The 16,099-nt window shown below is 58.2% G+C and carries 9 protein-coding genes; 3 read left to right on the top strand and 6 right to left on the bottom strand.

Features of this window, described 5'->3' with window-relative positions; all coding sequences use genetic code 11:
* Positions 1 to 36: 36 nt before the first annotated feature.
* From pflB to ACL2XG_RS08465, 3 genes are all read left to right on the top strand, one after another.
* Positions 37 to 2,319 carry a formate C-acetyltransferase gene (gene pflB / locus ACL2XG_RS08455; RefSeq protein WP_413722383.1) on the top strand — a complete coding sequence of 761 codons (2,283 nt, stop codon included), beginning with the start codon at positions 37 to 39 and terminating at the stop codon, positions 2,317 to 2,319.
* A gap of 82 nt (positions 2,320 to 2,401) precedes the next feature.
* Complete coding sequence (pflA, locus tag ACL2XG_RS08460) at positions 2,402 to 3,142, top strand: pyruvate formate lyase 1-activating protein (protein ID WP_410015908.1); 741 nt, start codon at positions 2,402 to 2,404, stop codon at positions 3,140 to 3,142.
* 314 nt (positions 3,143 to 3,456) lie between these two features.
* On the top strand, positions 3,457 to 5,202 hold the full coding sequence (locus ACL2XG_RS08465) for an ABC transporter ATP-binding protein/permease (protein ID WP_413722382.1): 1,746 nt from the start codon (positions 3,457 to 3,459) through the stop codon (positions 5,200 to 5,202).
* A 1,361-nt stretch (positions 5,203 to 6,563) separates the two neighbouring features.
* Here the strand turns inward: ACL2XG_RS08465 and ACL2XG_RS08470 are convergent.
* From ACL2XG_RS08470 to lrp, 6 genes are all read right to left on the bottom strand, one after another.
* Complete coding sequence (locus ACL2XG_RS08470) at positions 6,564 to 7,709, bottom strand: MFS transporter (RefSeq protein ID WP_410015911.1); 1,146 nt, start codon at positions 7,707 to 7,709, stop codon at positions 6,564 to 6,566.
* 325 nt (positions 7,710 to 8,034) lie between these two features.
* Complete coding sequence (gene serS / locus ACL2XG_RS08475; RefSeq protein ID WP_410015912.1) at positions 8,035 to 9,327, bottom strand: serine--tRNA ligase; 1,293 nt, start codon at positions 9,325 to 9,327, stop codon at positions 8,035 to 8,037.
* A gap of 109 nt (positions 9,328 to 9,436) precedes the next feature.
* Complete coding sequence (locus tag ACL2XG_RS08480) at positions 9,437 to 10,780, bottom strand: replication-associated recombination protein A (RefSeq protein ID WP_413722381.1); 1,344 nt, start codon at positions 10,778 to 10,780, stop codon at positions 9,437 to 9,439.
* A gap of 7 nt (positions 10,781 to 10,787) precedes the next feature.
* Positions 10,788 to 11,399 carry an outer membrane lipoprotein chaperone LolA gene (gene lolA, locus ACL2XG_RS08485; protein ID WP_410015914.1) on the bottom strand — a complete coding sequence of 204 codons (612 nt, stop codon included), beginning with the start codon at positions 11,397 to 11,399 and terminating at the stop codon, positions 10,788 to 10,790.
* 210 nt (positions 11,400 to 11,609) lie between these two features.
* Complete coding sequence (locus ACL2XG_RS08490) at positions 11,610 to 15,080, bottom strand: DNA translocase FtsK 4TM domain-containing protein (RefSeq protein ID WP_413722380.1); 3,471 nt, start codon at positions 15,078 to 15,080, stop codon at positions 11,610 to 11,612.
* A gap of 144 nt (positions 15,081 to 15,224) precedes the next feature.
* Complete coding sequence (gene lrp, locus ACL2XG_RS08495) at positions 15,225 to 15,719, bottom strand: leucine-responsive transcriptional regulator Lrp (RefSeq protein WP_005287608.1); 495 nt, start codon at positions 15,717 to 15,719, stop codon at positions 15,225 to 15,227.
* Between the last annotated feature and the right edge of the window lie 380 nt (positions 15,720 to 16,099).

Below are 16,099 nucleotides of genomic sequence, written 5' to 3' on the forward strand. Positions count from 1 at the left end.
GGTTTCAAGAAATCCACATTAGAAGGTAGGTATACAATGACCGATCTGAACACAAAACTAGCCACTGCTTGGGAAGGTTTTAGCAAAGGCGACTGGCAGAATGAAGTCAATGTTCGTGACTTTATCCAGAAAAACTATACCCCCTATGAAGGCAACGAAGCCTTCCTGGCAGGTGCTACTCCCGCCACCACGGAACTGTGGGGCAAGGTTATGGAAGGCATCAAAACCGAAAACCGCACCCATGCGCCGGTTGATTTTGATACGGATGTTGCCTCTACCATTACCTCCCATGACGCCGGTTATATCGCCAAGGGCCTGGAAAAAATCGTCGGCCTGCAAACCGACGCGCCGTTGAAACGCGGCCTGATTCCGTTCGGCGGCATCAAGATGGTTGAAAGCTCCTGCAAAGCGTATGACCGCGAGCTGGATCCGGAAATCAAGAAAATCTTTACCGAATACCGCAAGACCCATAACCAGGGTGTGTTCGATGTCTATACTCCGGACATCCTGAAATGCCGTAAAACCGGGGCCCTGACAGGTCTGCCCGATGCCTACGGCCGTGGCCGCATCATCGGCGACTACCGTCGTATCGCCCTGTACGGCATCGACTTCCTGATGAAAGATAAATTCGCCCAGTTCACCTCTTTGCAAAGCAAAATGGAAAACGGCGAAGATCTGGAAGCGACTATCCGTCTGCGTGAAGAAATCGCCGAACAACATCGCGCCCTGGCGCAAATCAAGGAAATGGCCGCCAAATACGGTTGCGACATCTCCGTTCCGGCAACCACCGCGCAGGAAGCCGTGCAGTGGACCTACTTCGGCTATCTGGCCGCGGTGAAATCCCAGAACGGCGCCGCCATGTCCTTCGGCCGTACCTCGACGTTCCTTGATATCTTTATCGAACGCGACCTGAAAGCCGGCAAAATCACTGAAGAACAAGCACAGGAACTGATTGACCACCTGGTCATGAAACTGCGTATGGTCCGTTTCCTGCGTACCCCGGAATATGACGAACTGTTCTCCGGCGACCCGATTTGGGCCACCGAATCCCTGGGCGGCATGGGCGTTGACGGCCGTACCCTGGTTTCCAAGACCAGCTTCCGTTTCTTGAATACCCTGTACACCATGGGACCGGCTCCTGAACCGAACATGACCATCCTGTGGTCGGAAAAACTGCCGATCAGCTGGAAGAAATTCACCGCCAAGGTGTCTATCGATACGTCTTCCGTACAGTATGAAAACGATGACCTGATGCGTCCCGATTTCAACAACGACGATTACGCTATCGCCTGTTGCGTCAGCCCGATGGTTGTCGGTAAACAAATGCAGTTCTTCGGCGCCCGCGCCAACCTGGCCAAAATGGTGCTGTACGCAATCAACGGCGGCATGGACGAAAAAGCCAAAATCCAGGTTGGCCCTAAAACCGCGCCAATCATGGATGCCGTACTGGACTATGATACCGTGCTGAGCAGCATGGACCACTTCATGGACTGGCTGGCTAAACAGTACGTCACCGCGCTGAACGTCATTCACTATATGCATGACAAGTACAGCTACGAAGCCGCGCTGATGGCGCTGCATGACCGCGACGTATACCGTACCATGGCCTGTGGTATCGCCGGCTTGTCCGTTGCCGCCGACTCACTGTCCGCCATCAAGTACGCCAAGGTTAAGCCTATCCGTGATGCCGAAGGCATGGCCGTTGACTTTGATATCGAAGGCGAATATCCGCAGTTCGGTAACAATGACTCACGCGTCGATGATATCGCCTGCGACCTGGTGGAACGTTTCATGAAGAAAATTCAGAAACTGCCGACCTACCGTAACGCGGTACCGACCCAGTCCATCCTGACCATCACCTCGAACGTGGTTTATGGTAAGAAGACCGGTAATACCCCTGATGGACGTCGTTCAGGCGCGCCGTTCGGACCGGGCGCCAACCCGATGCACGGCCGTGACCAGAAAGGCGCCGTCGCCTCGTTGACCTCGGTTGCCAAACTGCCGTTTGCCTATGCGAAAGACGGTATTTCCTACACCTTCTCCATCGTGCCTAAAGCATTGGGTAAAGATGAAGATGTGCGCAGGGCCAACCTGGCGGGCCTGATGGACGGTTATTTCCATCATGAAGCCGGCGTTGAAGGCGGTCAGCATCTGAACGTGAACGTGATGAACCGTGAAATGCTGGTGCAAGCCATGGAACATCCGGAAGACTACCCTAACCTGACCATCCGTGTGTCCGGCTATGCGGTACGCTTCAATTCATTGACCAAAGAACAGCAGAAGGACGTCATTACCCGTACCTTCACCGCGTCAATGTAATTTCCCTCACCGTCTGAAAAGGCGTAAAATAAAGGCTCCACGAAAGTGGGGCCTTTTTTAATCAAATGGAGAAAACCCCGCAATGTCAGTACTTGGTCGCATCCATTCGTTTGAATCCTGTGGTACCGTCGACGGCCCCGGCATCCGTTTCATCATTTTTTTCCAGGGCTGCCTGATGCGCTGTCTTTACTGTCATAACCGCGACACCTGGGATACCCATGCCGGCAAGGAAATCACGGTTGAAGAAATCATGAAGGAAACGGTGACCTACCGTCATTTCATGAACGCGTCCGGCGGCGGCGTTACCGCGTCCGGCGGTGAAGCCATACTGCAGGCGGAATTTGTGCGCGACTGGTTTCGCGCCTGCCATGCCGAGGGCATTACCACCTGCCTGGATACCAATGGCTATGTCCGGCGCTACGATCCGGTCATTGACGAACTGCTGGACGTCACCGACCTGGTCATGCTGGATATCAAGGAAATGAACGACGATATCCATCAAAACCTGGTGGGCGTGTCCAACCACCGCACGCTGGATTTTGCGCGCTACCTGCAAAAAATCAACAAGCGTACCTGGCTCCGTTATGTGGTGGTGCCGGGATGGTCGGACGACGATAAATCCGTGCATATGCTGGGCGAGTTCACCAAGGACATGGCCAATATCGAAAAAATCGAGCTGCTGCCCTACCATGAGCTGGGTAAGCATAAATGGATTGCCATGGGTGAAGAGTACAAGCTCGACGGCGTTAAGCCGCCCTCTACGGAAATCATGGAACGCGTGAAGAATATCCTGGCCGGCTATGGCCATAAAGTGATGTACTGATCATGATGTCCCCCATTGCCCCCGGGGGATATGATCGACCACGCATTCACGGCCGGCCGGGATGATACCCGGTCATTCATCCCAAATCCCGCCCCCGCCCCTCTTGCTCCGGTATCGCTCCGGGCCACGCCGTTTCGCGGCGCCGGTGATATCCCGCATAAGACGCCTGGTATAACCGGGCTGTGTAAGGTCTTCTTTTTTCACGACAGGAGTTGTTACACCTTTAGGTGCTAAACAGGCTCATTATTTTTAGAGAACTGGGAGCCTATGCCGTATTATTGCCTTTTTGAACAATTGAAAACGATACGTTAACTATGAAAGCTTCACCCATTAAAGCTGCGGGCTGGCGGGAAATCTGGCAGTTGATTAAGCCGTTTTGGCGTTCCGAGGAAAAATGGCGCGCCTGGGGTATGCTGGCGGTGATTATTATCCTCTCATTGTCCACGGTGTATATCAGCGTACTGTTCAATGAATGGAACCGGGTATTTTATGACGCGTTGCAAAATAAAAATTTTGCGGTGTTCAAAAGCCAGCTGATCAGGTTCACCTGGCTGGCATTGTTATTTATCCTGATCTCCATCTATAAAATTTACCTCACCCAGGGCCTGCAAATGTATTGGCGGCGCTGGATGACGCGGCAATATATGGCGAAATGGCTGCATCATCATGCCTATTACCATACCGAGCAACAGCAGACGGTCGATAACCCGGATCAGCGTATCGCCGAAGACCTGAACGCGCTGACCAGCGGCACCCTGTCGCTGGCCCTGGGTTTACTCTCAAGCGTGGTGACTTTTGTTTCTTTTATTTCCATTTTATGGTCGGTGAGCGGACCGCTGTCGTTTACCCTGAGCGGGCATCTGTTTACCGTGCCGGGGTATATGGTGTGGTTCGCCATATTATATGCCGGGCTGGGATCGCTGCTGATTTGGTATGTGGGCAGACCGCTGGTGCGTTTGGGTTTCCAACAGGAAAAATTTGAGGCTAATTTCCGGTTTGGCCTGATTCGTATTCGCGAAAATAATGATGCCATTGCCCTTTACCAGGGCGAACCCCGGGAAGCGAACCTGCTGGACAACAAGTTCGAAGCCATCCGCGCCAACTGGTGGTCCATTATGCGCGTTAGCCGGCGGCTGAATGTGGCCAGCAATTTCTATGGTCAGTTTGCCATTATTTTCCCGATCCTGGTGGCGGCGCCGCGTTATTTTTCCGGTGCCATCCAGCTTGGCACGCTGATGCAGATTTCATCGGCGTTTGGTGAAATACAGGGCGCGCTGTCATGGTTTATCGACGCGTTTAATCAGTTGGCCAACTGGAAAGCCTGTATTAACCGGTTGGCGGGGTTTAACGCCGCGGTGGAGCGTCACAGCAGCCAGAAGACGGCCATTACGCGCGACGACGCGACGGATACCGCCCTGGCGCTGACCGGCCTGAGTTTAACCATCCCCTCCGGTCGTGTCCTGTTCCACGACGCCACGCAAGCCATCGCCCCGGGCGAACGGGTGCTGATCGCCGGCCCCTCCGGCTGCGGCAAGTCCACCCTGCTGCGGGCCATTGCCGGCATCTGGCCTTATGGCGCCGGGAATATCAGCCTGCAGGCGGGCAAAAAAGTGCTGTTTTTACCGCAGCGCAGCTATATCCCTATCGGTAACCTGCTCGAAGCGCTGTGTTATCCGGAAGCGCCGGATCACTTTACAGAAGATCATATGCGCGCGATGCTGGACCTGTGTCGTCTGGGTCATTTGCAACCCATGCTGCACCAGCAGGCCAACTGGAGCCACTGGCTATCGCCGGGCGAGCAGCAGCGGCTGGCGTTTGCCCGCGCGCTGCTGATCAAACCGGATATCCTGTTTCTGGATGAGGCGACCAGCGCACTGGATGATGAGAACGAACAGTTGATGTACCGCCTGCTGACGGAGCGGCTTCCGGGGATCACCCTGATAAGCGTCGCCCACCGTAACAGCGTTGCCCGTTATCATACCCGGTGCTGGCGGTTCGAGCGCGGCGAGGATATGGACAGCGCGGTGCTTAACCTGAGTCCGCTGCCGCGGAGCAGCTAATTGACCGGGCCCAAACCGGGGCCTTGCGTCGGTTGGCGCACCGGCCGCCTTGATGGGGCGCTACGCTCGGGGATTGGGTATGTTGGGTTGTTTAACGCTGGGCTGGTGAGGGGATGTCGCGGCGGCGGGGTGGTGTGTGTCACGGGGTGAGGTGGTGTGTGTCACGGGGTGAGGTTTTCGCTTGCTTTAGTTTGAGGGGGCTATGTATTGCCTGGCGCCGGCAAGCGACCAGAGGGACCGTACGCACGGTCCCTCTGGACTCCCTGGCGTCCGGCAGATCGTGCGCCGCTGCGCGGTTCCCGGCAGCGCCCATCCCGGCTTTGGGACCGCACGGGACGCGCTCCCGGCGCGGCCCTTAGCTTTCGCCGCTCCCGGCGGCTCATCCCGCCGTGATGCTCGCCGCCGGCGCACTTTATGCCGGCACAACGTCAACACCATCGTCTGTAGGTAAAACAACGTGTTAGGGTACTTAGCGGTATGCGCTTACCGGGAAAAACATCACATTTATTTTAGGTCGGAGACTACCGGCTTGTAGGTGAAGGTTGGTGCTTGGTGGTTGGTGGCTGGTGGCTGGTGGTTGGTGGTTGGTGGTTGGTGGCTGGTGGCTGAAAGTGTAATGCTTACTGTTAAAACTTAGAGCTTAATATTGAATGATAAACACGTTGCTGCCTTAATGTATGCCTGCCTGACCGATAAGTGTACCTCTGTACGACCTGCTTTTCGCAGCGCCAGCGGCATGCCACACCCATTGCATCCCATAAGGGTCAATCCTATCCCGACGCCGGTCCTGTCCCAAGCAACAGCGCCGCAGCCACTTCATAAAACGCATGGCCAACAGCGACATGTGGACCGGCATAAAGCGCGCTGACGTCGCCTGTGCCCCCGGCATGAGCCGCCGGGAGCGGCGAAAGGCCCGTTGCGCCGGGAGCGCATAACGGGCCGGTGCATAACGGGGGCATGGGCGGCGGAAGGCATCGCGCAGCGACGCGCGACCTGCCGGGCGCGCGGAGGTCAAGGAGGCCGTCGCGGTACGGCCTCTTTGTCGCTTGCCGGCGCCCGGCGCTACATATAACCACCTAACGCACGGCAAGCGAAACCCACTCCGGCGTATCATACGCCGCCCCACAAGCCCCAAACGAAACCCACGCCGCGATAACTTACACCGCCCCGCAAGCCCCCAGCGAAACCCACGCCGCGATAACATACACCGCCCCGCAAGCCCCCCAGCGAAACCCACGCCGGCATATCATACGCCGCCCCGCAAGCCTCCAGCGAAACCGCCGCCGCGGCAAACCGCCTACCACGACCAAAACGCACCGGTTTACCGCAACCGCAAGACCCCAAACGGGGCCCTGTTTTATTCAGGCCGTCGCCACCGGGGTTTGATGATGATCCGGTTTGCGCAACAGCATTGCCAGATAAACCAGCGCCACCAGCGCAATCATAACGAACAGCACGCGGTCGGAGTAGCGTTGCATCAATAATGCCGTGGCGCTCGGCCCCAGCAGGCTGCCGACCGTATAGCTCAGCAGCAGCGCCTGGTTCATCGCCACCAGCTCATCCGGGCTGACCTTTTCACAGGCCCAGGACATCGCCACCGGATAAAGGGTAAAACCCGAACAGCCCAGCAGGAACAACGCCGGCGCCATGGCCGCGTGGCTGAGCATCGACAGGCTGCCGATAATGACCATAAACACCTGTACCCGCAAAATCATCAGGCGGCCGTAGCGATCCGCCAGCCGGCCGATAGGCCACTGGCCGAGAATACCCGCGCTGACCAGCAGCGCCATCCAGTATCCCACGCTGCCGTCGCTGAGCCCTTGATGGGAAAGATAAAGCGGCAGCAGGCCATACAGCGACCCCAGCACCACGCCCGAGATGATGCAGCCGTTGATCCCCAAGCGGGCGTTGCGACGCCGCAGCATCGGCCAGATGGCGATCCGGGGGGCATCCATGCCCTGCCCCTCGATGCGGTTGAACAATAACGGCAACACCGCCGCAATCATCAACGTGGTCGCCCAGGGCAATACCGATATCAATGCGGTGGAGACGCCGCTGAGCAGCAGTTGGCCGATCACCGTGCCCATATAATACACCATCATATACGCCGCCAGCAGTTGCCCGCGGGTATGGGGAGTACCGCTGCGCATCAGGGCGCTTTCCACCACCACCCAGATCAGCGCGCAGGCGATGCCGGCCACGAACCGGAACAGCACCCAGGTGCCAAAACCGATGGAAAGGCCCAGCCCCAGTGTCGCGACGGCAAACAGCAGGCATGAATACTGATAACTGCGGTTGAAACCCACCGCTTTAATCAATGCTCCCGCCAGCAGGGTCCCCACGAGGTTACCGCTAAAATAGGAGGAGCCGACCAGCCCGATTTGCCAGGTGGGCATGGCTTCGTGGGACAGCCACAGCGGCACCAGGGTATTTAATACCGCGATGGAAATGGTCAACGACAGCAACCCGGTGAGTAGCATTACCACCGGGCGGGAATAGACGGACATGATGAATAAACCGGACTCAACGCGCAGGAATTGGGCGCATCATGCCACTACGGTAAAAAAAGTCAATCAGGCGAAATAAGCGCCAGCATTTTTTGATAGTGTTCAGGCAATTAGCGGCCCCATGACGCAGCTGACGCCAACATCGCATACTTCATCCGGGATAAAAATCAGGGTACCGAACGTAGGGTTGCCCTGTTAAAGGGAGAGCGTGCCAATGGGGTTGAATCGGGCGTGGTATTTTCGCCCGACCGAGGCCCCATGGCGCGGTAAGCCCGCTGACGCCGCACCTGCACTTGACGTGTTAAAGGGAGAACGCCAGTGGTGATTAGCCGATATGGGTCAGGCCGTTCATATACGGCGCCAGCGCCGCCGGGATTTCAATGCGCCCGTCGGCCAACTGGTAGTTTTCCATTACCGCCACCAGGGTGCGCCCCACCGCCAGGCCGGAGCCATTCAGGGTATGCACCAGGCGTGGTTTTTTATCTTCTTTGGCGCGGTAGCGCGCCTGCATGCGCCGCGCCTGGAAATCGCCCATATTCGAGCAGGAGGAAATTTCCCGGTAGGTATTCTGCGCCGGCAGCCAGACTTCCAGATCGTAGGTCTTGCTCGAGCCAAAGCCCATGTCGCCGGTGCACAGCAGGATCTTGCGGTAAGGCAGGTTCAGCAGTTGCAGCACCTTCTCCGCATGGCCGGTCAGTTCCTCCAGCGCGCGCATGGAATCTTCCGGTTTCACCACCTGGACCAGCTCGACTTTGTCAAACTGGTGCATACGGATCAACCCGCGCGTATCGCGGCCGTAGGAGCCGGCCTCGGAACGAAAGCACGGGGTATGGGCCGTCATCTTCAGCGGCAGTTGGTCTTCTTCCAGGATTTCGTCGCGCACCAGGTTGGTCAGCGGGACTTCCGCCGTGGGGATCAGGGCATAGGCGCTGGTGTCGGCTTCTTCGCTCAGGGGCTGGGTATGGAATAAATCCCCGGCGAATTTCGGCAATTGGCCGGTACCGAACAGCGATGCGTGGTTTACCAGATAAGGAACATAATTTTCCTGGTAGCCGTGCTGCTCGGTATGCAAATCGAGCATAAATTGCGTCAGCGCGCGATGCAGGCGGGCAATCTGCCCTTTCATCACCACAAAACGCGCACCGGTCAACTTGACGGCCGCGGCGAAATCCAGCCCGCCGGCCATTTCCCCCAGGGAAACATGGTCGCGCACGTCGAAATCATAGCGACGCGGTTCGCCCCAGCGGCTGATTTCTTCGTTTTCGGTTTCATCCTTACCAGAGGGAACGCGGTCGTCCGGAATATTAGGCAGCGACAGCGCCACGTCGCGGATGGCGGCTTGCAAAATATCCAGTTCGGATTTGGCCGCCTCGAGGCGATCGCTCAATCCGTTGACTTCCTGGCGCAATGGCTCGATATCCTCGCCACGGGCTTTCGCCGCGCCGATCAGTTTGGAGCGGGAATTACGCTCGGCCTGCAATGTTTCGGTTTCGACCTGCAGTACCTTGCGCCGCTCTTCGTGTTTACGCAGCGTATCGACATCCAGGGTAAAATTTCTGCGAGCCAGTTTCTCGGCAACTGCGTCTAGCTCATTGCGCAGCAGATTGGGATCGAGCATGCTAGTCCTGTGCTTATTGTTATCAGATTGATGTATATGACTTCGCGACGCCGTCAGAGACTATCGCGGCAACGGATTTTCTATCGCTAACCTTACCGCAACGGCCTGGTTATCGGTAGCGTTTTGTTGGGCTATTTTGATCCTGCGCGCTAAGCCAGGCAAGCTTTTCGCCAATTTTTCCTTCCAGTCCGCGCGGGCTTGGATAGTAGTAGCGGGTGTGCGCCATCTGCTCGGGAAAATAGTCTTCGCCGGCGGCATAGGCGTTCGGTTCATCATGGGCATAGCGGTATTCGGCGCCCAGCCCCATTTCCTTCATCAGCTTGGTGGGGGCGTTGCGCAGATGCTCTGGCACATCATAATCGGCGTTTTCGCGGGCATCATGCATCGCGGCTTTAAAAGCGGTGTAAACCGCGTTGCTTTTTGGCGCGCAGGCCAGATAGACAATCGCCTGGGCAATCGCCCGTTCCCCTTCCGCCGGACCGACGCGGGTAAAACAATCCCAGGCCGCCAGGGCAACCTGCATGCCGCGCGGATCGGCATTGCCCACATCCTCCGAGGCGATGGCCAGCAGGCGGCGCGCCACGTAAAGCGGATCGCCGCCGGCGGTGATGATGCGCGCATACCAATATAGCGCCGCGTCCGGCGCGGAACCGCGCACCGATTTATGCAGCGCCGAAATCAAATCATAATAACGATCGCCCTTATTATCAAAACGGGCGTTGCGCTCGCCGGAAATTTCCTTCAGCAGCAGCGGCGTAAGCACCCGGTTGCCCTGGGCATCGGTTTGCGCCATATCCGCCATCATTTCCAGGCTGTTGAGCGCGCGGCGTGCATCGCCGTTCACCCACTCCGCCAGCACCCGGCGCGTCTCGTCCGGCAGCACGATATTCTGGCCGCCATAGCCCCGCTCCGTATCGGTCATGGCCTGGGCCAGCACCTGTTCGATATCCCCGGCGGTAAGCGACTTCAGCAGGTAAACTTTGGCGCGGGAGAGCAGCGCGGAGTTAAGCTCGAACGAAGGGTTTTCCGTAGTGGCGCCAATCAGGGTAATGGTGCCCTCTTCCACATGCGGCAGGAAGGCGTCCTGCTGGCTTTTATTAAAGCGATGCACTTCGTCGACGAACAAGATGGTGCGGCGGCCGGCATCACGATTGTGGCGCGCGCGCTCGATCGCCTCGCGGATTTCCTTGATGCCCGAGGTCACCGCCGAAATACGCTCCACATCGGCGTTGCCGTAACGCGCAATCAGCTCCGCCAGCGTGGTTTTTCCGGTACCAGGCGGCCCCCACAGGATCATGGAGTGCAGTTGCCCGTTCTGGATGGCGCGCGGCAGCGGCTTGCCCGGCGCCAGCAGATGCTGCTGCCCGACATATTCTTCCAGCGTTCTTGGGCGCATGCGCGCGGCCAGCGGCTGGAATTCGTTATGGGAAAAATCAAGCGACAGATTGCTCATTTTTACCTCACTGACGCTGATCGTCCAGCGTCACGCCCTTGGGAGGGGTAAAACGGAATTTGGCGTCATCCACCTGGCCGTTATTCTGGCTTTTCAGCTGGTAGGCGCTGCGCTGCCCGTCCTGCTCGACGGCGGTAAAGCTGTTGATGGTGCCGCTGGCGCTGACGTCGATGGTAAATTGCTTCAGGTTGCCGCTGGCGGTCTTGGGCGTCAGCTCAAACCGATCGTTGGTTTGCTTGACGTTGTATTGCCGCCAGTCGTCCGGGCTGTTGCGGGTAATCAGCATAAACGGCGTATTGCCGGTGGCGTTTTTCAGCCAGGTGGCGGTGGCCTGTTCGACAAAGGGATTATAAAACCACAGCGTTTTACCGTCGGAAATCAGCAGGCTCTCATCCGGCGCGGTCATATGCCAGTTAAACAGATTCGGCCGTTTTACCCACAGTTCGCCTTCGCCTTCCTGCACCGCGCCGCCGTCCGCGCTGGTCACTTTCTGGGTGAATGCGGCATGGAAACTGTTGACCCGATTCAGGCGGCTTTGCAGCGCGCCGGCATCATCGGCCAGCGCCGGCGCGGCAACCACGGCGCTAAGCAGGCAAGCGACTAATAACCTTTTATTCATTATAAGCATTCCTTGAAAAATGAAAGGCGCTACATCCGGGCCGGCAAGAAATAGACCAGCCGGAAGGCGGCACCCTGATAGGCTTAACTTTATCGGAACAATGACGGGAAGGCATAGGCCAATCCTCTGAAAACCTGCCGCTTTACGCATCTTTGCACAGGGGGTTACCCCCCTGGCGGTCAAAGCAGGCCTGTCATGGGCACCAGCGCGTTAATCCGGCGATGGCGGGGCCAGTACTTCACGGTTGCCGTTATGGCCCTGCGAACTGACGATGCCCTGGATCTCCATTTGCTCGATGATGCGGGCGGCGCGGTTATAGCCGATGCGGAACTGGCGCTGCACCCCGGAAATCGAGGCGCGGCGCTTGTCGACCACGAACTGCACCGCCTGATCGAATAACGGATCCAGTTCCTCGTCGCTGTCCATGCCGCCGGGACCGGCCTCACCCTCTTCGCCCGCGCTGGTGATGCTGTCAATATACTGCGGCCGGCCACGGGCCTTCCAGTCGCTGACGACCGCGTGCACCTCCTGGTCGCGCACAAAGGCGCCGTGCACACGCACCGGTATGGAAGAGTTGGGCGCCAGGTACAGCATATCGCCCATGCCGAGCAATGATTCAGCCCCCGACTGATCGAGAATGGTACGGGAGTCGATTTTACTGGACACGGTAAAGGCGATACGGGTCGGGATATTGGCCTTGATCAGGCCGGTTATCACGTCAACCGACGGCCGCTGGGTCGCCAGCACCAGATGGATGCCGGCGGCGCGGGCTTTCTGGGCCAAACGCGCAATCAGCTCTTCCACCTTTTTGCCCACCGCCATCATCAGGTCGGCGAACTCGTCCACCAACACCACGATATATGGCAGTTTTTCCAGCATCGGCGGCGAATCGGCCATGCCGTCGCCCGGTTTCCAGAAAGGATCCGGCACCGGCCGGCCCATGGCGATAGCCTGTTCAATACGTTCGTTATAGCCGGCCAGGTTACGCACCCCCAGGGCCGACATCAGTTTATAGCGGCGCTCCATCTCGCCCACGCACCAGCGCAGGGCATTGGCGGCGTCTTTCATGTCGGTGACCACTTCGGTCAGCAGGTGGGGAATGCCTTCGTACACCGACAGTTCCAGCATTTTCGGGTCAATCATGATAAAGCGTACCTCTTCCGGCGTCGCTTTATACAGCATGCTGAGGATCATGGCGTTGACCCCCACCGATTTACCTGACCCGGTGGTACCGGCCACCAGCAGATGGGGCATTTTGGCCAGATCGGCAATCACCGGCTGGCCGGCAATGTCCTTGCCCAGCACGATAGCCAGCGGCGAGACGGTCTCGCGGAATTTATCGCAATCCAGCACTTCGCGCAGGTATACCGTCTGGCGGCGCTTGTTCGGCAATTCCAAGCCGACGTAAGGTTTGCCGGGGATCACTTCCACCACCCGCACCGCCACCGCCGACAGGGAGCGCGCCAAATCCCGCGACAGATTGGAGATGCGCGCCGCTTTCACGCCCGGCGCCAGGTCCAGCTCGAAGCGAGTAATAACCGGACCGGGAGAAATACCGACCACCTCGGCCTTCACGCGGTAGTCCGCCAGCCGCGCTTCAACCAGCCGCGCGGTTTGCTCCAGCGCGAACATATCCACCGGTTCGTCCTCCACCGGCGGCGACGTTAACAGGTCCAGCGTCGGCAGCGGCGTGGTGGGCTTGTGCAACGGTTGTTCATTACGCATCAGGAAGGGATGGATCAGGCTGTCCATGGCGGGCGCCGCCGGCTGAACCACCGCGCGCCCCCCCACCGGCGACGGCAATGGCGCCGGCGCGGCGCCTGCCCCTAGCCGTGCCGAAGGCTGGACATGCCCGTCCGACAGCGCGTCCTCACCGTCGGCCGGATAATCCTCTGCGCGGGAATGAGCCTGCTCGTCATAACCGCCGGGAACATGCCCGGCCGCGGTCGACGCGCCGGAACCGAACTCGTGACCAGGCTGCGTGGAGGGCGTAAACCGGGCTGCGAGAGTATCATCCACCCGATCGGCCCGCGGCGGCGGAGCGAACGCCGCAGGCGCATCAATGCCGGCCGGCGGCGAAACCGGCGATGTCGGCATGGCCCGTTCGTCGGCGTCCGCCACGTCACGCATCTCCTGCCGGCGTTGAAATTCGGCGGCCAGCTGCTGTTGCTGCCAGGCGTCTTCTTCCTCGTCGTCGCCCTCGGTCCCGGCCGCGCCATAGCGTTGTTCCTGCTGCTGCAGAAATTCCTGGTGCAGCGCCGACTGCTGGGCGGCGGCTTGTTCTTCCTCGGACTGCGGCGCCTGCGACAGCGCGTCTTCTTCCTGCGGGCGTTGCTGCGCCGTCGCCGTCGCGTTGCGCTGCGACGGCAGCTTGATGCCAAACGAGGCAAGCTCCCGGCGCGTGGGGATGCGTACCCGGTTAGGACGCGGCAATTCAGGACCGATGCCCTGCTTGACCTGCGGATTTTCGTCGCTGGTGGCGCTGAACGCCGGCATAAAGGTCAGCGCGGCGGCGTCATAAGGCGGCGTGGAAGCAGTGACCTGCCCGCTGCTGCGCTGCGCCACGTTGAAATCGTATGGCGTGTGCGATTCGTCACCGTCGTGCTGCCAGTCGCCCATCTGCGGACCATCATCGTCTTCATCGGGAAAGCCGCCCTGGGAAGGAGGAACGGACGGTGCGTCCGGCAACTCAAAACGATATTGCGGGATAGCCTGCGCGGACGCCGACTGGGGGGCCGGCGCGGCGGGCTGCTGGGAGTAGACGGCGGCAGGCGCGGGGCCGGCCGCAGGGGCCGCCACCGGCGGCGACACCGCGCCCGGCGGCGGGACGGCCAGCGGGTCGCCGGTCTGCTCGGCGAGCTCCGGATGGCTGGACGTGGCGGAAGGCCCCGCCACCGTGCCGATAGCCGCGGGAGCGGCATCAGGCTTGGTCCCGGCGGCATCAGGGCCGGAGGTCGCCAGCAGCGGGTCAAGCGCGTCCAACGCTTCGGCGCGGACCGCGTCGTCCCCTGCGGCCTCCAGGTCTTCGTCATCGTACTCGTCGTCGTAGTCCCGCTCGTCGCGGCGGGAGCGGTTCGACATAAATGTCAGGCAACCCATGACCACGCCGCCGATTTTTTCGGCAATGGTGAGCCAGGACCAGCCGGTAAACAGGGTCAAGCCGGACGCCCATACGCAGAGCAGGGTCAGGGTGGCGCCGATGCCGTTAAACCACGGCAGCATGGCGTTGCTGAGCAGGCTGCCGATCACGCCGCCCGAGGCAAAGTAATAAAGATCGTCGACATTGAGCGCGGCCAGGCCGCATGAGGTCAGGATCAGCGCCAGGGTCCCAATCAGCCGCAGCGACAGGGCAAAATAGTCCACATAGTCCTGCTCTTCCCGCTGGCGAAACGACGTCCAGCAGAAAATCAGCATCAGCGGCGGAAGGGCATAGGCCAGCACGCCGAAGGTGAAGAACAGCGTATCGGCAAACCAGGCGCCGATGCCGCCCCCCAGGTTATGGATAGGACCATGCCAGGCAGTTTGCGACCAACTGGGGTCGGAAGGGTTGAAACTGACCAGGGAAATCATCAAATAGAGGGCAAAAATCGCCATGACAATCAGAACAGCCTCGAGTAACCGGCGACTGCTGCTGAGCGTTTTCAATTCAACTTCTTTATCTTCTGTATATTCCTGGCTCAAGAAAGGCTCTCCAGGGTTATCTATGCCGATATAACCGATATAATAGCTTAATAACAGCGCCGGCCGTCATGCCGCCGGCGCTGAAACTGTATGAATGCACAGGAGTGTAACCATAAAACGTGAAATTTGCACCTGTGTTATGACTTAGCGTGTCTTAATGACCAGCCGGTTGCTCTGCTTCACTTCTTCCATCACCACGTAGGTACGCGTATCGTTGACCCCCGGCAGGCGCAACAGCGTCTCGCCCAGCAGTTTACGATAGGCCGACATATCAGGCACCCGCGTTTTCAGCAGATAGTCGAAATCACCCGAAACCAAATGGCATTCCTGAATTTCTTCCAGCTTTTGTACGGCGGTATTGAATTGCTCAAACACATCGGGCGCACCCCGGTTAAGGGTAATCTCCACAAACACCAGTAAAGACGCATCAAGATAATGTGGATTAAGTAAAGCGGTATACCCTTGGATGAAACCCTGGCGCTCAAGACGGCGCACGCGTTCCAGGCAAGGTGTTGGGGATAATCCAACCCGTTTAGAAAGTTCGACGTTTGATATCCGGCCATCCTTTTGCAACTCATTGAGGATGTTACGGTCAATACGATCGAGATCCTTTCCCGGGCGCTTTTTATTGTCTACCATTATTATTGTCTCTCTTAGTACCTTCCCTGTGCTTGCCACACCCCTGCCGACTTCAATGTATCAGGGTTTGCTTTAAGACCCGTTGTCTGTTTTATTTTAGGGCCAACTGTTTCAACTGCCTTGCTAACTGCCTGTCCGAAACCAACGCATCATTTTCCTTACCCTGATGTTTTCGCAAAAGCGCAGCGTATTGTCAAAGTAAAACGATAAAAATCAGAACAACATGCCGATTAAATCCTGCGGAAACACATTGTCCGGGGCTTAAGGGCTCTTTTTAGCCCGATAATGTCCTAATTGATGGTAAAATCCGCCTATCGATAGTCCATAACGATGATAAAAATCGCCAACAACTTTTTGCATCCTTTTCATTGTCTGGTAAC

Origin of the sequence: Sodalis sp. RH24, from assembly GCF_047324145.1 — a bacterium.
In the GTDB taxonomy this organism is placed as follows: domain Bacteria; phylum Pseudomonadota; class Gammaproteobacteria; order Enterobacterales; family Enterobacteriaceae; genus Acerihabitans.